Below are 17,324 nucleotides of genomic sequence, written 5' to 3' on the forward strand. Positions count from 1 at the left end.
CGCCCGCCCCGCGGACGACAGGGCCGGTCCCCTCGGATGTCGGAGTGCGGTTGCCTGATTCGCCCTAGGAAGTACCCGACTAGGAGGCCGATCGTGGGCAAAAAGAAGAAAAACAAAAACGGCACCGAGGACGAGACCCGCACGAAGATGCCCCGCAAGGAGTACGAGGCGGAGATGGCCAAGCTGCAGGGCGAACTGGTGGCCCTTCAGGAGTGGGTGAGGTCCACCGGAGCCAAGATCTGCATCGTGTTCGAGGGCCGGGACACGGCCGGCAAGGGCGGCACGATCAAGCGCATCGTCGAGCGGGTGAGCCCCCGGGTGTTCCGGGTGGTGGCGCTCCCCACGCCGACGAACCGGGAAAAATCCCAGATGTACCTCCAGCGCTACATGGCCCATTTCCCGGCGGCCGGCGAGGTCGTCATCTTCGACCGCAGCTGGTACAACCGGGCCGGCGTCGAGCCCGTGATGGGCTTCTGCACCCCGGAGCAGACGCAGAAGTTCCTCAATATGGCGCCGCTGGTGGAGAAGGCGATGGTCGACTCCGGCATCATCCTGGTGAAGTACTGGCTCGAGGTCAGCGCGGACGAGCAGACCCGGCGGCTCCAGAGCCGCATGGACGATCCGCGCAAGACCTGGAAGCTCTCGCCGATGGACCTGAAGTCCTACAGCAAGTGGTACGACTACTCCCGGGCCAGGGACGCCATGTTCGCCGCGACCGACACCGCGTGGGCACCGTGGTTCGTCGCGAACAATGACGTCAAGAAGCGCGGCCGGCTCAACATCATCAGCCACCTGCTGACCCAGGTGCCCTACGAGCCGTACCCGGGGCTCGACGTCGAACTGCCGAAGCGCCAGAAGCCCGGCGACTACCAAGAGCCGACGCTCGCGGTGCGGCGCGTCCCGACCCAGTTCTGAGCCGTGCCGTGATGAGGAGGAAGTCATGAAGGACAATCCCGGAACGGCGGCAGCAGTGGCCCGGGCCGAGGCGGACGCCCCCTGGTACACGCTCGCGCCCGCCGAGGTGGCGGCCGAACTGCGGGTGGACCCGGCCCGCGGATTGAGCGCGGCCGAGGCGCAGGAGCGGCTGCAGGAGTACGGCCCCAATGCCCTGGCCGCCGCGAAGCAGGAACCGGTCTGGAAACGGTTCTTCAAGCACTACCGGGACTACATGCAAATCGTGCTCGTGGTCGCCGCGCTGGTCAGCCTGCTGATCGCGGAATACGGGACCGCCATCGGGCTCGCCATCCTGACGCTGTTCAATGCGTGGCTCGGCTATCACCAGGAAGGCAAGGCTGAAGAAGCCGCCGCCTCCCTGGGCCAGATGATGAAGGCGATGGCCAAGGTGCGCCGCGACGGCGACATGGCCGAAATCCCCGCCGAACAAATCGTCCCCGGCGACATTGTGGTGGTCGACGCCGGTGACCGGGTCCCCGCCGACGGCCGGGTCATCCTGGCGGCGACCCTCCAGATCGAGGAGGGCGCCCTGACCGGCGAGAGCGTCGCGGTCGAGAAGGACACCGCCGTCATCGGCCGGCACGACGTCGGCATCGGGGACCGGCTCAACATGGCATTCATGAACACCAACGTGACCCGGGGCCACGGCGAGATCCTGGTGACCACCACGGGCATGGGCTCGGAGGTCGGCCACATCGCCCACATGCTGTCCGGGCAGAAAGTGGAGAAGACCCCGCTCACCAAGCAGGTGGACCGGCTCACCATCTTCATCATCATCGCCGCCCTCTTCGCCTTCGTCGCCATCGTGGTGATGGGCCTGGCGCAGGGCGATTCCTTCGCGGTGCTCTTCGGGATCGGCGTGGCGCTGGCCGTCGGCTCCATCCCGGATGCGCTGCCCGCCGTCGTCACCACGATCCTGTCGGTGGGCTCGGTCAACATGGCCAAGAAGAACGCCATCATGAAGGTCCTGCCCGCCGTCGAGACCCTGGGCTCGACGTCGGCGATCAACTCGGACAAGACCGGCACCCTCACCCTGAACCAGATGACGGTGCGCGAGTTCGTGACCGTGCAGCACCACTACACGGTGAGCGGTGAGGGCTACAGCTTCGACGGGCAGGTCAAGCGGACCACCGGCGACGCCGAGCAGAACCTCGACTATGTGATGTTCCCGTGCGCGCTGTGCAACGACTCCGATATCCAGGACGGCGAGGTGATCGGCGACCCCACCGAGGCTGCGCTGTACGTGCTCGCGCAGAAGGGCGGTGTGGACGTCAAGGAGTTCCGCCGGAACAACCCGCGGGTCGCGTCGGTGCCCTTCGACTCCGATTACAAGTTCATGGCCACCTTCCACCGGATGCCGGGGGCCGACGGCAGGCCCGTGATCCGCGCCTACGTGAAAGGCGCGCCCGACGTCGTGCTCAACCGGTCATCGTCCGGGCGGATGCCGGGAGGCCGCGCCGAAATACTCACCGAGGAGATGCGGGCGAAAGTGCTCGCCGCGAACGAACGGATCGCCAGCCAGGGCCGGCGGGTGCTCGCCCTGGCGCAGCGCGAGTTCGACCCCGCGACGTTCCAGTCCTCGGGCGACCTGATGGCGCTGATGCAGGATCTGGAGATTTGCGCGCTGATCGGCGAGGTGGACCCGCCGCGGGCCGAAGCCGTGGCCGCCATCGCCAAGGCCAAGCACGCCGGCATCCGGGTCCGGATGATCACCGGCGACCACGCCATCACCGCGGCCGCGATCGCCGACGAGCTGGGCATCCGGGGCCGGGCGGTCACCGGTGCCGAGTTCGCGGCGATGAGCGATACGGAGGCCGACAGCCAGGTGGACGGCATCGGCGTGATCGCCCGTGTGGCCCCCGAGCACAAGGTCCGGCTGGTCGAGGTGCTCAAGCGCAAGGGCCACATCGTCGCGATGACCGGCGACGGCGTGAACGACGCGCCTGCCATCGCCGCGGCCGACATCGGGATCGCGATGGGCATCACCGGCACCGACGTCGCCAAGGGCGCGGCCAAGATGATCCTGGCGGACGACAACTTCGCCACCATCGTGACCGCCGTCGAGCAGGGCCGGCTGGTGTACGACAACCTGCAGAAGTTCATCCGGATCCAGGTCGCCAACCTCTTTATGTTCATCCTCGCCTTCATCGGGTCCTCGGCCTTCGCGATCGCCGGCACGGCGCTGCTCAGCCCGGCCCAGGTGCTGTGGATCCACATGGCGATCGTCGCGCCGATCGGTGCCGTCATGGGCCTGGACCTCGCGACGCCGGGCATCATGGACCGCAAGCCCCGGCCCTTCAACGAGCCGATCATCGTCCGGTCGATGATGGTGCGGCTGTTTGTGGTCGGGCTGTTCATGGCGGCCGCGACACTGGTCCTCGTGGAGATCGGCAAGACCTCCTACGGCTCCCTCGAGATCGGCCAGAGCATGGCCATCGTGGGCCTGGGGCTGATGAACATCGCCGTCGCCCTCAACCTCCGCTACCCCACCGAAAGCGCCTTCGGCCCCTCCACGTTCTCCAACCCGAAGCTGCTCTGGGCGTTCGCGTGGGCCTTCGTCGGCTCCATGCTGATCACCCAGATGCGGGTGCTGCAGGACCTGTTCGGCACCGTGGCGCTCAACGGCGAGCAGTGGCTGGCCTGCCTGGTTCCGGCGGTGCTTTTGCTGCTCCTGGGCGAGCTGTTCAAGCTCATCCTGCGGGCCCGGCACGCGCGCTGACCCCACCTTCTAAAAGCATCGCGGGGTCACATCGCGCCCATCCCGGGCCGCGTCTTGGGCGCTAAGTGACTCCGCGTTGCTTGGTGGGGCGTGGGCAAGTCACCTGCCGAGATATTCGCCACTAAAGGTGACACCTCAAACGTCAAACGTCTAACCTTTAGAAATGGCTACCAGCACGGCGGCGTCCGCCCTTCCCCAGACAGCATGCCCCGCCGTCACAGCACCTCCCGCCGTCGTGCGCGCACCGCGCAGCGTGGTCATCGCCGGCGTCGTCGCGATCGTGCTGATCGGGCTCAACCTGCGCGCCGGGATCACCGGCGCCGCCGCGCTGCTGCATGACCTGCAGGCGGTCCTGGGCTACGGGCCGCTGATCGCCGCCATCATCCCCTCGATTCCCACGCTGTCCTTCGCGGTGGCCGGCGCCGCAACCTCGTGGCTTACCCGGGTTCTGGGGCTCGAGAAGGCGATCCTGCTCTCCCTGGTGCTGCTCGCGGCCGGGCTGCTGGTCCGCGGAATCCCCTCGACGGGCATGCTGATGGCGGGCACCGTCGTCGGGATGTCCGGGCTGGCGATCTGCAACGTGGCGATGCCGTCCTTCATCCGGGTCTATTTCGCGCACCGGACTTCGCTGATGACGGCGCTGTATACCGTGACCATGACGACCGGCGCCACCGTGGTTGCCGTGCTGATCGTCCCGGTCGCGCAGCAGCTCGGCTCGCCCTCCGCCGGCGTCGGAGCGATCGGCTTCCTGGCGCTCGGCGCCTGCCTCGGCTTCCTGCCGATCGCGCTGCACGCCCACCGCAACGCGCCCGCCGTCAAGGCCGGCCGGGTCTCCCCCTGGCCCCTGCTGCGGACCCGCACGGGCATGCTGATCACGCTCGGCTTCACGGTCCAGGCCCTGCTGGCCTACGCCGTGCTGAGCTGGTTCCCCTACATGCTGGTCACCCTGGGCATGACAGCCTCCGAAGGCGGGCTGATGTTCGGCCTGATGCAGCTCGTCTCCGTCCCGTCCGGCATGGCGCTGGTCGCGATCGGCTCACGCCCCCGGTTGCGGCGCACCGCCTTCTACCTCGCCACGGTCACGATGGCCGTGGGCGTCCTGTCCATGCTCGTCCTGCCGGTCACCTGGGCGCCGCTGACCGCGGTACTGCTGGGCTTCGGGCTGGGGATCTTCCCGCTGGTGATGGTGATGATCAGCCGCAGCGGCCGCACCACGGCCGAAACCACCGCCCTGTCTACGGTGGCGCAGTCCGCGGGCTACCTGCTGGCGACACTGGGTCCCTTCGGCATGGGGCTGCTGCACAGCGCCACCGACTCCTGGACGCTGCCGTTGATCCTGCTGCTGGCCGTGGCACTGGGCCAGATCGCCGTCGGGCACCTGCTGACCGCCAAGCCCAAGGTTCCCCGGCCACCGGAGCCTGCGGCTGCGGAACCGGCGCCTGCGGAGCTGCCGCCGGCGGAACTGCAGGCCGGCGGGACGCCCACCCGTTTCTCAGCCGGAAGGGCACAGTCATGACGCTCACTACATCGCACCGGCCGCCGCTCGTGGAGGAGGTCACCGCCAAGCTGCGGGAGCTGATCCATTCGGGCGAATGGCCGCTGCAGCAGCGGATCCCGGCCGAACCCGAATTGATGGCCGCCCTCGGCATATCGCGGGGCACCCTGCGCGAGGCGATCAAGGCCCTCGCGCACAGCGGCATGCTGGAGGTCCGGCGCGGGGACGGGACCTACGTCCGCGCCACGAGTGAGATCTCCGGCGCGGCCCAGCGCATGTACCGGGACCACTCGCAGGTCCACATCCTGGAGGTCCGGGTCGGCCTGGACACCCAGGCCGCCCGGCTCGCGGCCCGCCACGCCACGGCCGACGACGTCGAGGCGATGCGCGGGCTGCTGGAGGCCCGCCGGGTCGCCTGGCTCGCCGAGGACTATGCCGCTTGGGCCCGGGCGGACTGGGACTTCCATGTCCTCGTCGCGCAGGCTTCGGGCAATCCGCTGCTGCACGAGCTGTACGTCAGCTTCGGCGTCGTCTTCCACGCCGACCTGCTCCGGCAGCAGGGCCGTGCCGGCTTCAACGGCCTCCCGCACGAAGGTCACGACGAACTCGTCGACGCCATCGCCGCGCACGACGAAACGGCCGCCGTCGAGAGCGTGCACCGGAACCTGAACTCCTGCGCGGAGTGGATCCAGCAGTAGCTGCCCCGGGCAGCAAAAGGCCCCCGCACCGGAATCCGCTTCCGGTGCGGGGGCCTTGCTTGTGCGGGTGACGGCGGCGGCTGACGCCGCGCCGTGCCGTGCGGCGAGCGCGAATCTAGCGCGACGCCACACCGCTGCCCGCGATTAGCGTGCGAGGCCCGCGAAGACGTTCTTGGGACGCTGCATCTCGCCGTGCTTGGCGCCGAGGACAATCACGGTGCCGGCAAAGACCGGGATGGCCCACTGCAGGACCTTCAGCTGCTGCTGGGCGGAGCGGAGTTCCTCGGAGGCGCCGGGCTTGGGCTCGGTGGCGCCCTTGGCACCTTCGCTCGCGAGCTTGTCCACCTTGGCGCCCTGGAGCCCGGCGTACAGGGTTACGCCGGCGCCGGCGAGGGTGACGACGGTCTTGATGACGCTGAGGCGCGTGACGCCGTCCTGCTTGGCCATCCGGCCCTTGTTCTCCCACATGATCGCCAGGCCGGAGAGAATGTGCGCGCCGAAGGCCGCCGTCTGGACCGGGGCCCATTTCTTCCAGCCCAGGCTCGAGAGCCGGGTGCGTTCGGCCGGATCCTTGGCTTCCGCCGTCGCGCCGTTCAGGCCGATGGCGCCCATCAGCGAACCGCCGAACCAGGCACCCGCCGTCAGGTCGTGGATGGATCGGGCAACAAGATTTCCTGCCATGGTGAGCTTCCTATCGTCTGCATTCGAGTCTGGAACAGTCGGGGCCCACGAAAGGCCACGTTCCGGCTATGGTAAGCACACTTATGAAAAACTTGGTAGTTCCGGGGAGGCGCCCTGCCCTGACTAGACTCGTCGGCATGGAATCACCGGGGCCACACGGCCAGCCAGCGCCCGGCGGAGCCGTAGGCGAGACGACGGGCGAGGCCGGCGGCAAAACCTCAGACGGAACCAGGGACGAAACCTCAGACGAAACCCGGGGCGGAGCCCTGGGCGCGGCCGCCGGCGATGCTGCCGACGCCGCGGAGTCCGCGTCGGACAGCGCGGCGCTCGACGTCGTCGCCCGCTCCGGCTTTGCCGTGATGGCGCTGCTGCACATCGTGATCGGCGCGATTGCCGTGGCCCTGGTGCTGGGCGCCCCGGGCCAGGCCGAGCCGACCGGGGCGATCGAACAGCTCGCGGCCAACCCGTGGGGTCCGGCGGTCATGTGGGCGGGGTTCATCGCCTGCGCCGGGCTCTCCCTGTGGCAGCTCAGTGAGGCGACGCTGCGGGCCCGGCACCTTCCACGCCGGCAGCGGCTCGGGAAGCTGGTCTCCTCCGGCTTCCTCAGCATCGCCTACGGCAGCGTGGGGCTCAGCTTCGCGGGGTTCGCGCTGGGCAACCGGGGCGATTCGGGCGACTCGACCCGCGACTTCAGCACCGCCCTGGTCCGCAGCCCCTTCGGGGTGCCGGCGCTGATCAGCCTGGGCCTGACCATCATCGGGATCGGCGTGTACTTCATCGTCAAGGGCGCGGGAAAGAAGTTCAAGGAGGAACTGCGCCACTTTGAGGGGATGCGCCGGGGCCGGCTGATCAGCGGTCTGGGCGTCACCGGCCACATTGCCAAGGGTGTGGCGCTGATCCTGACGGGCCTGCTGTTTGTCATCGCCGCCGCCACCAACGATCCCGGCTCGTCCACCGGGCTGGATGGCAGCCTCAAGGCCCTGCAGGACCACCCGTTCGGCCCAGTCCTGCTCCTGGCGATCGGCGCGGGCTTCATCGCCTACGGGCTGTTCGCGCTGGTCCGGGCACGCTTCGGCCGGATGTAGCCCGGGCGGGTGTAACCCGACGCACGGCGCCGCCGTCGGCCGGCCCGGCGTCGTCCAACTCGCCGTCGTCCAAACCCGCCGCCGTCCAGCCCGCCGTCGGCCCGCACGGCGCCGCCGTCGGCCGGCCCGGCAGCTACCCCGCGGCCTTCCGCAGCGGAACGACGTCGCCCTCCTGGTACAGCAGGGCGCGGACCTCGGATTCGGCGGAGTCCGCCCGTTTCGGGTCGATGGTCTCCCCCGCGGAGAAGTGGTCCAGCAGCCGCGGATCCACGTAGCTCTTCCGGGCGATCGACGGCGTGTTGCCGAGGACGTCGGACGCGTCCAGCATGGCCCGGCTCACCGCCCTCTTCCGGGCCGAGACCTTCGGCTGCGGACCGCTCTTCGCCAGGCTCGCCGCCGCGGCCACGGTCCCGCGCAGCGTGCGGAAGTCCTTGGCGGTGAAGTCCTGGCCGGTGCGTTCCTTGACGTAGTCGTTGATGTCCGAGCTGGTCACCGGGTGCCAGCGCCGGCCGTCCTTGTAGGCCAGCAGGCGGGCGTTGCCGCCGCGGCGCTTGAGCTGGCGCACGACGGCGGCCAGGTCGGCGTCGTGGATCCGCGATTCCCAGTTCTTGCCGCTCTTGGCGGGGAAGCTGAGCCGGAGCTCGTCCTTGCGCACGCCGACGTGCGCGCAGAGCAGGGTGGCCAGGCCGTGGCTGCCGTTTTCATTCGTGTACCGCTCGGAGCCGACCCGCAGCGAGCCGCTGTCCAGCATCCGGAAGGCGGCGGCCAGCACGCGCTCCCGGGTAAGGCCCTCGGAGCGCAGGTCCATGGTGACGAGCCGGCGCGCGGCGGGCAGCGTTTCGGCGAGCTGGAGGGCGCGGTCGAACTTGACCCGGTCCTTCTTTTCGCGCCAGCCCGGGTGGTAGATGTACTGGCGGCGGCCGACGGCGTCGACCCCGGTGGCCTGGATGTGCCCGTTGTCGTAGGGCGCGATCCAGACATCCGTCCACGCCGGCGGGATGCCGATGCTCTCCAGCCGCTCGCGCACCGGCCCGGCCGGCAGGGTGGAGCCGTCCAGGTCCTTGTAGCTGAAGCCGGTCCCGGCCGGGACCCTGCGGTAGCCGCGGCCGGACGCGTTGCTGCGCCGGAGCCTCACCGGCGGGCTCCTGGCCGGCGGGGTCCTGGCTGGCGGGGACCTGGTCCGGGCGTGCTTGGCATCTGCTGCGCTTCCATGACGGTAAGCCTACTGATTACCTACAAGTTGAACCAGCTGAACCCGCATCCGAGCCCCAGGTGTAACGGCAAGGCTGTTAGCGGCTTTCCCGGTTTCCGAACTCCTCGTTCAGCTCGTAACGCCGAAACTCCGTTTCCGGGTTCGCCTCTCCCCCGGCCACGATCTCGTGGTCGATCTGGCGCTGGACCTGGCTGTCGAGTATCTGCAGTTCCCGGTCCGAGACCTTCTCCAAGTGCTCGGGAAACGATTCCGCCGGGGTCAGATGCAGGTTCTCCGTCGTCATGCCTTCTCCATCTTTCACGTGGGCGTCCGGGCCCTACATGCACCCAAGAGGGACAGTACAGGGCGACCCGCCACGGCCGCGAGTGGCTACCGGCACTGATGGCCGCTGGCTAGGGTACTCCGGACCCCGCCCAGGCTTTGTCATGAGGCATAGAATCAAGAAATGCGAGGGAAAGCGGAGGCTCATGATGGGTGCTGACGGACCAGAGACAAGCCAGACCCGGAACGATGACAGGACGGCCAGCGGGGTGCTGGCGACCCAACTCAGTGAGCTCGCACGGGAGTTGCAGCACGAAGACGACGTTCAGGGCGTCCTCTCCGGCATCCTCGATGCTGCCGTGGAACTTGTGCCGGGTGCCGCGCATGCTTCGATCAGCCTCGTCACGGCCCGCAAGAAGATCGAATCAGAAGTCGCATCAGGGGACTTTCCCCGACAAATCGATGCCCTGCAAAACTCCACCGGGCAGGGCCCGTGCCTGGACGCTGCCTATGAGAAACACGTCGTCCGTGTCCCGGACCTCAGCCAGGAGAAACGCTGGCCTGAGTTCTCCCGGGGTGCCGTGGCACTCGGGGCGCGGAGCATGCTGTCATTCCAGTTATTCGTCGAGGGTGACCGGCTGGGTGCGCTGAACCTCTATGGTGACGGCCCCAATGCCTTCTCAAGCGAATCCGAACAGGTCGGAATGCTGGTGGCAGCCCACGCTGCGGTGGCCTTCGCGGACTCCCAAAAAATCAGCCAACTCGGCGAAGCCCTGGCTTCCCGACAGGCGATCGGCCAGGCCGAAGGCATCCTGATGGAGCGGTACAAGATCACGGCCGAGCAAGCCTTCGTCGTCCTCAGCCGCGCCAGTTCCCGGTCCAACATCAAGCTTCGGGATATCGCCGATCATCTCGCCAGCAGCGGAGAAATCATCAATCCCGGAACACGCTGAGCCAAGAGCTGAACGCCCGCGTCTTTTCGCAACCGCGGCTCAGTTGCAGCCGCCCCACCGGCAGGTCCGCCGTGCCCCGGGGCCTGTCCGGCAAACCGGTGCCACGGCACCCCGGCCGAGCCCGGTCGCGGTCACCGCGTGGTGACCGCGACCGGGCGGCTCCGTCCTGCACAATCGGGGTCACCAGGTTGGCGCTTAGACCTCCGCGGCCACTCCATCGCGGGAGATCTGGACCATGTCCTCGCGCGGGACCACCTTGACGCGTTCGCGGACGAGGCCGTCCGTGCCGGCGTCGGCGCTGAACTTCTCGCCCAGGGACCGCTCGTGTGCGTCCAGGGCCAGCCAGCCTTCCCAGCTGGTGTACTGCACGCCGCGGTTCTCCAGCAGTTCGACGACGGCGCCCGGGGCGGGTGCCGCGGCCAGCGGCAGGTTGGCGCGGTCCTCGAGCAGGTACGTCACGGTCTCCAGGGCGTCGCCCTTGGTGTGCCCGATCAGGCCGACCGGGCCGCGCTTGATCCAGCCGGTGGCGTAGATGCCCGGCACGTGGGCGCCGGACGAATCCAGGACGCGGCCGCCGTCGTTCGGGACGACACCCTTGCTGTGGTCGAACTCGACCTCGGGCAGCGACGAGCCGAAGTAGCCGATGGCGCGGTACACGGCCTGGACCGGGTAGTCGACGACCTCGCCGGTGCCGCGGGCGCGGCCCGTGCCGTCCAGCTCGGTGCGCTCGAACTTGATGCCGGCGACGCGGCCGGGCGCACCGGCTTCGCCGGTATTGTCCCCGTACACCTCAACCGGGCTGTGCAGGAAGTGCAGATGCAGGCGGCGGGAGGCCGTGAGCTCTGAGAGGTCCTCGGGCTGCTCGGCGATCCAGTTGGTGAGCGTGCCGACCATGGTCTTGGTCTGGTTGTTGCTCTGGATCTGCCGGTCCGATTCGGCGTCGAACTCGAAGTCCTCGGCGTACAGGATGATGTCCACGTCCTTGGAGTGGGACAGCTCGCGCAGCTCCAGCGGGGTGAATTTCACCTGGGCGGGGCCGCGGCGGCCGAAGACGTGCACATCGGTGACCGGGGAGGACTTCAGGCCGGCGTAGACGTTGTCCGGGATTTCGGAAACCAGGAGGTCATCGGCGTGCTTGGAGAGCATCCGGGCGACGTCAAGGGCGACGTTGCCGTTGCCGATCACGGCGATTTCCTTCGCGTCCAGGGGCCATTCGCGGGAGACGTCCGGGTGCCCGTCGTACCAGGAGACGAAGTCCGCGCCGCCGTAGGAGCCCTCGAGTTCGATGCCGGGGATGTTCAGGTCCGCGTCCTTGATCGCGCCGGTGGCGAAGATGACGGCGTCGTAGTGTGTGCGGAGGTCCTCGAGCGAGAGGTCCGTGCCGTAGTCGACGTTGCCGAAGAAGCGGATGTCGCCGCGGTCCAGGACCTTGTGCAGGGCGTTGACGATGCCCTTGATGCGCGGGTGGTCCGGGGCCACGCCGTAGCGGATCAGTCCGTAGGGCGCCGGGTAGCGGTCGAACAGGTCGATGCTGACCGTGAGCTCGCCGCTCTTGACGGCCTCGCTCTTGGTCAGGATGTCCGCGGCGTACACACCGGCGGGTCCGGAGCCGACGACGGCGATGCGCAGCGGGCGGGCAGCAGTTCCTACAGGGGTGTTCGTTGACACGGCTGTGTTCCTTTGTTCTTCTGCATCCGTTGCTCCACACCTGCCCTTTTGGGGCCTGATAACGGCAGTTGTGGAGCAATCGACGGGGTTTAGGGGGTCGGTATGCGGTTCAGGGGGTTAGTACGCGGGTCTGGGTGGTCTTGGTAGTCGCGGTGGTGCTGGTGGTGGTGCTGGCGGTGCGCGGGGCGTTCGGGGAGGTGGTGCTGTAGTCCGCGGTCTTGAAGTGCGACGGCGCGAACGGGCTGACGCGGACCACGTCACCGATCACGATCACGGCGGGGTTCGCGACGCCTGCCGCCTCCGCCTGATCCGCGATGGTCCCGAGCGTTCCGATGGTCACCCGCTGGTTCGGCAAATAACCATTCTCTACGATGCCAACAGGTGTCCCCGCTGGCAAACCGGCGCGTCCCAGCGAGGCCGCGGAATCGCGCAGCTGGCCCACGCCCATGAGCAGGATCACGGTGTGGTCGGCCCGGGCGGGGACTTCGGAGAGTTCCTCGTGGCCGGTGACGACGCTGAAGCCCTTGGCCAGGCCGCGGTGCGTGACCGGGATCCCGGCCGCGGCCGGGACGGAGATGGCGGAGGTGACGCCGGAGACCACTTCAACTTCAACGCCGTGTTGCCGGCAGAATTCGGCTTCCTCGCCGCCGCGGCCCAGGACGTACGGGTCGCCGCCCTTGAGCCGGACCACGCGGTGTCCCTGCAGGGCCTCGTCGACCAGGATGCGGTTGATCTCGGCCTGCGGGACGGGGTGGTGGCCGGGGGTCTTGCCGACCTCGATCACGCGGACGTCGGGGGCCAGTTCGCTGAGGAGTTCGCGCGGGCCCAGGCGGTCCGCGACGACGACGTCGGCCTGGCCGAGCAGCCGCCGGCCGCGGACGGTGATGAGCCCGGTGTCGCCGGGTCCGCCGCCGACGAGCGCGACGGTTCCGGCGGATGTGGTGGTTCGTTGCCGGCGCAGCGGGAGGTCCCCGGTTTCCAGGGCGGTGGCGACGGCGTCCCGCAGGGCCATGGCGCGGCGCGGGTCTCCCCCGGCGTTCACGGCGATCTTGACGTCATCGACGACGGCTACGGCGGGTGTCCAGGCGGCGGAGGCCTCGTGGTCGGAGGCGTTGACGCACCAGATCCGCTGCGCCTCGGCGTCGGCCGACACCTGCGCGTCCACGGCGGCGTCGCCGGTCGCGGTCTGGACGAACCAGACGCCGTCGACGTCGGCCGTGCGGTAGGTGCGGGGCTCCCAGGCGAGGAGGCCGGCGTCGGCGAGGCCGGTCAGGGCGGGGCAGGCCAGGGGCGCGACGACGGTGACGCGGGCGCCGGCGTCGAGCAGTCCCTTGGCGCGGCGTGCGGCGACCGGGCCGCCGCCGACGACCAGCACGGGGCGGCCGAGGAGGCGCAGCGCCGTGGGGTAAATGTCCTGAATTGCCATGCATCGACGATAGGGCGGTGCCAGGGGCCTAAACAACGGTGCGGAAACACCCGTTCACGCGGGGTAACGCCACGTCACATAGTTGTCGCGGTCCGGGAGGCGGCCCGGGGGGCACCCTGGGTCTCCCTGTCGCCGTCCCAGTCGCCGTCCCGGGGCACCCGTTCGCCGTCCGGGGCCGGCCCGCGCGGCATCCTGGGCGTCCTGTCCCCGTCCCCGTCGCCGTCCGGGGGCACTTTGCCGGCCGGAACAGCCAGCTCGGGCTCATGTGACGGCCTCTCCGCGTCAAAGTCCCCCCGGACGGCAGGCGAGTTGGCAGGCGGCCGGGCGGCCATCCCCTATTTCACGGCGATGAGCTCGATCAGTTTGAGGTCGGGGTCCTTGGCCAACAGCTCGGGCCCGTGCTGGCCCAGGGCGGCGGGAATGGCCCCGTTGAGGTGGGCCTGCCGGTCCTCCTCGGTGTCGAAGGAGTCGAAGATGCCGAAAGTGTTCTCGTTGACCCGGAAGGCGTACCAGGTCCGGGTGCCGGGCTCCGCCAGAACGATCTCCCGGCCCCCGTTGAGGAAGTCCCAGACGTCCTGTTCCTTCCCCGGCTTTGCTTCGACCAGTGCCAGCACTCCATATTTTGGCGCCACGGCTGTCTCCTCAGAATTGGGCTGGATCGGCCGGAACCCGGCCTATAGCCGCGAGTGTAGGCCGGTCCCGGGGTCCGGACAAGGCTTCGCGAGGAGGGCACCGCGCCCGGCAATAAGGCGTTGCAGGTAGCGGCGCAGAACGACCCGCTCGACCAGCCAGCCCACGGGTCCAAAGGGTGCCGAGAACTCAATCCGGTCCGTCATGACCGAGCCGGCGCCGTTGGCCGCGAACTCGTGGACATGGCGGAATGCTTTGAAGGGGCCCTTCACTTGTTCGTCCACGAACGAGGCCGGGTAGTCGAGGCGGGTCACGCGGCTGGTCATGGTCAGGGGGACGCCGAAATGACGGGCTCGCCAGGTCACTTCCTCGCCGGCGCCGATGAGTCCTGCAGTGACCCCGGCCACGGCACGCTCCCCCGAGGCCGCCATCGTCTCCACATGCGCGTCAATGCTGCGCGCCCGGTCGAACAGCTGCTCCCTCGGCAGAACGGACTCGGTGCGGCAGACGAAGCTCACGGTCATGCCGCCAGTCTGCCAGACACAGCGGGCCCCGACGGCGGTAGTCGCCGTCGGGGCCCGTTGTCGGGTTGTGCTGGGGTGCCTAGCGGGTGCTGCCGGCGAGGAGGCCTCGACGGCGGAGCAGGCGCTTTTCGATCGGGCCGAAGAACAGCAGCTCGATCAGGATGCCGACGGCGAGGATCATCAGGATCGCGGCCATCACGGTGGTCATGTCGGACAGCACGCGGCCCTGGTCCAGGAGCGAGCCCAGGCCGAAGCCGATGGTGCCGCCCACGGCGATGATTTCCGCGGCCATGAGCGAGCGCCAGGAGAAGGCCCAGCCCTGCTTGAGTCCGCCCAGGTAACCCGGCAGCGCTGCCGGAAGGATGATCTGCAGCGCCAGCTGGAGCCGGGAGGCGCCCAGGACTTTCCCGACGCTGCGGTACTGCGGCGGGATCTGGTCCACGCCGGAGATCAGCCCGTTGATGATCGAGGGGATGGCGCCCATAAAGACCACGAAGTACACGGTGGCGTCGGTCAGGCCGAACCAGATGATGGCGGCCGGCACCCACGCCACGGACGGCAGCACCTGCAGGCCGGAGATGAGCGGGCCGAACGCGCGGCGCAGCGGCGCGACCTGGGCGAGCAGGAGCCCGACCGGGGTCGCGATGGCCACGCTGATCAGGAACCCGACGAGCCCGCGCTGCAGCGAGGTCCATACCGCTTCCTGCAGCTTCCCGTCGGCCCACAGAGTTCCCAGCTGCCCCAGCACATCCAGCGGCCCGGGCACCAGGTCCTGCCGCTTGAAGCCCAGGGACACGTAGAGCTGCCAGATGAGGACGAGCACCGCGAGCGCGGCGACCGGCAGCAGGACTCGGCTCCAGTCGACGCGGGCCTTGCGCACGGCGTCGGACTGCAGCGAGTCCAGCCCGGCCTCGAGCTCGCGCAGGTCGGACGGGCCGGTCGAGGACCGGGTCAGGGCCGCGGTGATGTGGCGGGTCTCGGCGGGCTCCACCAGGGACGTTGGTTTATTTGGCATGGCGGCGGATCTCCTCGCGTAGCCGGGCGGTGATTTCGCCGGTGAGCTGGCCGGCCAGTCCGGCGTCGGTGCGGTGCTCTTCGCTTACGTGCCATTCCCGCACCACGCGGCCGGGCCGGGAGGAGAGCAGCAGCACGCGCTGGCCCAGCCGGACGGCCTCGCGGACGTTGTGGGTGACAAAAACGATGGTGCGGCCGGTTTCCTTCCAGATCCGCTCCAGCTCATCGTGCAGCAGGTCGCGGGTGATCGCATCCAGGGCGGCGAACGGCTCGTCCATCAGGAGCAGCTGCCGGTCCTGGGCGAGCGACCGGGCCAAAGCCACGCGCTGGCGCATGCCGCCGGAGAGTTCGTGCGGGCGCTTGTCGCCGGCTCCGCCCAGGTGCACGAGGTCCAGCAGCTCCCCCGCCTTGATCCTCCGCTCGGCCTTCCCGACGCCGCGCAGCTTCAGGGCCAGCTCGATGTTCTCCCGCGCGTTCAGCCAGGGGAACAGCGCCGCGTCCTGGAACATAAAGGCGGCGCCGTCGCTGGGCACCTCCAGGGCGCCCGACGTCGGGGCCTCCAGTCCCGCCATGATGTTCAGCAGGGTGGACTTGCCGCAGCCGGAGGCACCGAGCAGGGCGACGAACTCGCCCTGCCCGATGCTGGCGTTGACGTCGTCCAGCACCGGGGCGCCGTCGCCGAAGCGCTTGCCCAGGTTTTCCAGTACGACTGGCATGGTCACGTCCTTACTTCTGTTGGCGGGCTGGGGGAAGGACCGGCTAGTCCTTGCCCAGTCCCTGCGCTGAGATTTTCGTGCCCGTGGTGCCCTCGCCGAGGACGCTGTTCAGGGCCGTGAGGTCGAAGATGCCGTTGATGTCGGCCTGTTTGGTGGTGCCGGCGTCGACCCCGTCCTGGAGCAGCTTCTGGTACGTTCCGGCGAGCGGGTCGACGGTGAAGACGATGTTCTGGAGCGAGCGGTCAATCACGTCGGCGGGCAGGGCGGCGCCGGCGGAGTCCTTGAGCGCGGCGTTGAGCACCGTGGACTTCTCCGCCGCGGGGGCGGCGTTGAGCCAGTCCACGGATTCGACGTGGCCCTTCAGCAGCGCCTTGACCGTCTCGGGGTGCGCGGCGGCGAAGTTCTTGTTGACGATCAGGACGGTGGTGATGAACTCGCCCTTCTCCCACAGGTCCTTCTCGTCGACCAGGACCTTCGCGCCGGCCTGGAGGACCAGGCGGGAGGCCCAGGGCTCCGGGAGCCACGCGCCGTCGAGCTTTCCGTCCTGGAAGAGTTTCAGGGTCTGGGCGTTCTCGGTGGGGTTGATGGCGACGTCGCCGCTGCCGTCGGTGTTGGTCTGGTAGCCCTGCTGGCCGAGCCAGGCGCGGAGGGCCACGTCCTGGGTGCCGCCGAGTTGCGGGGTCGCGAGCTTCTTGCCCGCCAGGTCCGCGGCCGAGGTGATCTCGGGCTTGACGACCAGCTGCGCCCCGCCGGACGCGGCGCCGGCAATGACGCTGATCGATTCGCCCTTGCTCTTGACGTAGGAGTTGATGGCCGGGTTGGGGCCGATGTAGGTGGCGTCGATGGCGCCGGCGTTGAGGGCTTCGATCGCGGCGGGGCCGGCGTTGAAGACCTGGGTGCTGAGCTTGGTTTCGCCGAGGCTCTTCGCGATCAGGCCCTGGCTCGTGCCGATGAGGGCCGGGGCGTGCGTGATGTTGCCGAAGTAGCCGAGCTTGAGTTCGGCAGCCGGGGTGGCCGCGGGCGCAGCGGCGGCGGCGTCATTGGTGCGGTTCAGCGACGACGCGACGGCGGCGCCGGCGGCGATCAGCAGCACGAGGCCGACCGCCAGGCTGATCTCCAGCGCGCGCCTGCGCCTGGGCTTGGCGGATTCACCGGCGACGATCCGGGTGGTTCCGGGGGTCTGGCCGGGGGTGGGGGTGTTCGAGGGCGATGACATGAGGGAGGTCCTGTTCCTGGGGTGAGCGGGAGGCCGGGCGGGTGGTCAGCGCCGGCGACATCGCCCCCGGG

The 17,324-nt window shown here is 69.1% G+C and carries 16 protein-coding genes; 6 read left to right on the plus strand and 10 right to left on the minus strand.

Annotation, left to right across the window (positions count from 1 at the left end; translation table 11 throughout):
• Positions 1–93 precede the first annotated feature (93 nt).
• From ppk2 to J2W14_RS07940, 4 genes are all read left to right on the plus strand, one after another.
• Positions 94–915: a polyphosphate kinase 2 gene (gene ppk2, locus J2W14_RS07925; RefSeq protein ID WP_307460853.1), complete on the plus strand. Its 822-nt coding sequence runs from the start codon at positions 94–96 to the stop codon at positions 913–915.
• Positions 916–940: 25 nt separating this feature from the next.
• A complete protein-coding gene (locus tag J2W14_RS07930) occupies positions 941–3,673 on the plus strand; it encodes a cation-translocating P-type ATPase (protein WP_307460857.1) in 2,733 nt (910 codons plus the stop codon).
• Positions 3,674–3,836: 163 nt separating this feature from the next.
• A complete protein-coding gene (locus tag J2W14_RS07935) occupies positions 3,837–5,189 on the plus strand; it encodes an MFS transporter (protein WP_307460860.1) in 1,353 nt (450 codons plus the stop codon).
• Positions 5,186–5,866 carry a FadR/GntR family transcriptional regulator gene (locus tag J2W14_RS07940; protein ID WP_307460863.1) on the plus strand — a complete coding sequence of 227 codons (681 nt, stop codon included), beginning with the start codon at positions 5,186–5,188 and terminating at the stop codon, positions 5,864–5,866. Before J2W14_RS07935 ends, J2W14_RS07940 begins: the two co-directional genes overlap by 4 nt.
• Positions 5,867–6,010: 144 nt before the next feature.
• Here the strand turns inward: J2W14_RS07940 and J2W14_RS07945 are convergent, their stop codons facing one another.
• Positions 6,011–6,547, minus strand: a complete 537-nt coding sequence (locus J2W14_RS07945) for a hypothetical protein (protein WP_307460866.1) — start codon at positions 6,545–6,547, stop codon at positions 6,011–6,013.
• Between the two features lie 137 nt (positions 6,548–6,684).
• On the opposite strand from J2W14_RS07945, the gene J2W14_RS07950 reads away from it, so the two are divergent.
• Positions 6,685–7,632, plus strand: a complete 948-nt coding sequence (locus tag J2W14_RS07950; protein WP_307460869.1) for a DUF1206 domain-containing protein — start codon at positions 6,685–6,687, stop codon at positions 7,630–7,632.
• A gap of 133 nt (positions 7,633–7,765) precedes the next feature.
• Here J2W14_RS07950 and J2W14_RS07955 read toward each other — a convergent pair whose 3' ends face one another.
• Both J2W14_RS07955 and J2W14_RS07960 read right to left on the minus strand, forming a co-directional pair.
• A complete protein-coding gene (locus J2W14_RS07955; RefSeq protein WP_307460871.1) occupies positions 7,766–8,767 on the minus strand; it encodes a DNA topoisomerase IB in 1,002 nt (333 codons plus the stop codon).
• Positions 8,768–8,921: 154 nt separating this feature from the next.
• A complete protein-coding gene (locus J2W14_RS07960; RefSeq protein WP_307460874.1) occupies positions 8,922–9,128 on the minus strand; it encodes a hypothetical protein in 207 nt (68 codons plus the stop codon).
• 184 nt (positions 9,129–9,312) lie between these two features.
• Between J2W14_RS07960 and J2W14_RS07965 the strand changes: the two genes are divergently transcribed.
• Complete coding sequence (locus J2W14_RS07965; RefSeq protein ID WP_307460876.1) at positions 9,313–10,059, plus strand: GAF and ANTAR domain-containing protein; 747 nt, start codon at positions 9,313–9,315, stop codon at positions 10,057–10,059.
• A 195-nt stretch (positions 10,060–10,254) separates the two neighbouring features.
• Here the strand turns inward: J2W14_RS07965 and J2W14_RS07970 are convergent, their stop codons facing one another.
• From J2W14_RS07970 to J2W14_RS08000, 7 genes are all read right to left on the minus strand, one after another.
• Positions 10,255–11,727 (minus strand): FAD-dependent oxidoreductase, encoded by a 1,473-nt coding sequence (locus tag J2W14_RS07970; protein WP_307460879.1) that lies wholly within the window; start codon positions 11,725–11,727, stop codon positions 10,255–10,257.
• 109 nt (positions 11,728–11,836) lie between these two features.
• Positions 11,837–13,153, minus strand: coding sequence for a uroporphyrinogen-III C-methyltransferase (cobA, locus tag J2W14_RS07975; RefSeq protein ID WP_307460882.1), 1,317 nt, complete (start codon positions 13,151–13,153; stop codon positions 11,837–11,839).
• A gap of 335 nt (positions 13,154–13,488) precedes the next feature.
• Positions 13,489–13,785, minus strand: coding sequence for a putative quinol monooxygenase (locus tag J2W14_RS07980; RefSeq protein ID WP_307460885.1), 297 nt, complete (start codon positions 13,783–13,785; stop codon positions 13,489–13,491).
• A 42-nt stretch (positions 13,786–13,827) separates the two neighbouring features.
• On the minus strand, positions 13,828–14,307 hold the full coding sequence (locus tag J2W14_RS07985) for an SRPBCC family protein (RefSeq protein ID WP_307460887.1): 480 nt from the start codon (positions 14,305–14,307) through the stop codon (positions 13,828–13,830).
• 79 nt (positions 14,308–14,386) lie between these two features.
• Complete coding sequence (locus J2W14_RS07990) at positions 14,387–15,322, minus strand: ABC transporter permease (RefSeq protein WP_307460889.1); 936 nt, start codon at positions 15,320–15,322, stop codon at positions 14,387–14,389.
• Positions 15,312–16,037, minus strand: coding sequence for an ABC transporter ATP-binding protein (locus tag J2W14_RS07995; protein ID WP_307460892.1), 726 nt, complete (start codon positions 16,035–16,037; stop codon positions 15,312–15,314). Before J2W14_RS07995 ends, J2W14_RS07990 begins: the two co-directional genes overlap by 11 nt.
• Positions 16,038–16,080: 43 nt before the next feature.
• Entirely contained in the window at positions 16,081–17,253 is a 1,173-nt protein-coding gene (locus tag J2W14_RS08000; protein WP_307460894.1) for an ABC transporter substrate-binding protein, read from the minus strand.
• Positions 17,254–17,324: the final 71 nt, after the last annotated feature.

It is taken from the genome of Pseudarthrobacter oxydans (assembly GCF_030812335.1).
Lineage (GTDB): Bacteria > Actinomycetota > Actinomycetes > Actinomycetales > Micrococcaceae > Arthrobacter > Arthrobacter oxydans_B.

Bases quoted from the DNA above. Each gene is read 5' to 3' on its own strand.
- J2W14_RS07950 (WP_307460869.1), top strand. From the start codon at position 6,685: ATGGAATCACCGGGGCCACACGGCCAGCCAGCGCCCGGCGGAGCCGTA.
- cobA (WP_307460882.1), bottom strand. From the start codon at position 13,153: ATGGCAATTCAGGACATTTACCCCACGGCGCTGCGCCTCCTCGGCCGC.
- J2W14_RS07930 (WP_307460857.1), top strand. From the start codon at position 941: ATGAAGGACAATCCCGGAACGGCGGCAGCAGTGGCCCGGGCCGAGGCG.
- J2W14_RS07945 (WP_307460866.1), bottom strand. From the start codon at position 6,547: ATGGCAGGAAATCTTGTTGCCCGATCCATCCACGACCTGACGGCGGGT.
- J2W14_RS07965 (WP_307460876.1), top strand. From the start codon at position 9,313: ATGATGGGTGCTGACGGACCAGAGACAAGCCAGACCCGGAACGATGAC.
- J2W14_RS07940 (WP_307460863.1), top strand. From the start codon at position 5,186: ATGACGCTCACTACATCGCACCGGCCGCCGCTCGTGGAGGAGGTCACC.
- J2W14_RS07960 (WP_307460874.1), bottom strand. From the start codon at position 9,128: ATGACGACGGAGAACCTGCATCTGACCCCGGCGGAATCGTTTCCCGAG.
- J2W14_RS08000 (WP_307460894.1), bottom strand. From the start codon at position 17,253: ATGTCATCGCCCTCGAACACCCCCACCCCCGGCCAGACCCCCGGAACC.
- J2W14_RS07935 (WP_307460860.1), top strand. From the start codon at position 3,837: ATGGCTACCAGCACGGCGGCGTCCGCCCTTCCCCAGACAGCATGCCCC.
- J2W14_RS07985 (WP_307460887.1), bottom strand. From the start codon at position 14,307: ATGACCGTGAGCTTCGTCTGCCGCACCGAGTCCGTTCTGCCGAGGGAG.
- J2W14_RS07995 (WP_307460892.1), bottom strand. From the start codon at position 16,037: ATGCCAGTCGTACTGGAAAACCTGGGCAAGCGCTTCGGCGACGGCGCC.
- J2W14_RS07990 (WP_307460889.1), bottom strand. From the start codon at position 15,322: ATGCCAAATAAACCAACGTCCCTGGTGGAGCCCGCCGAGACCCGCCAC.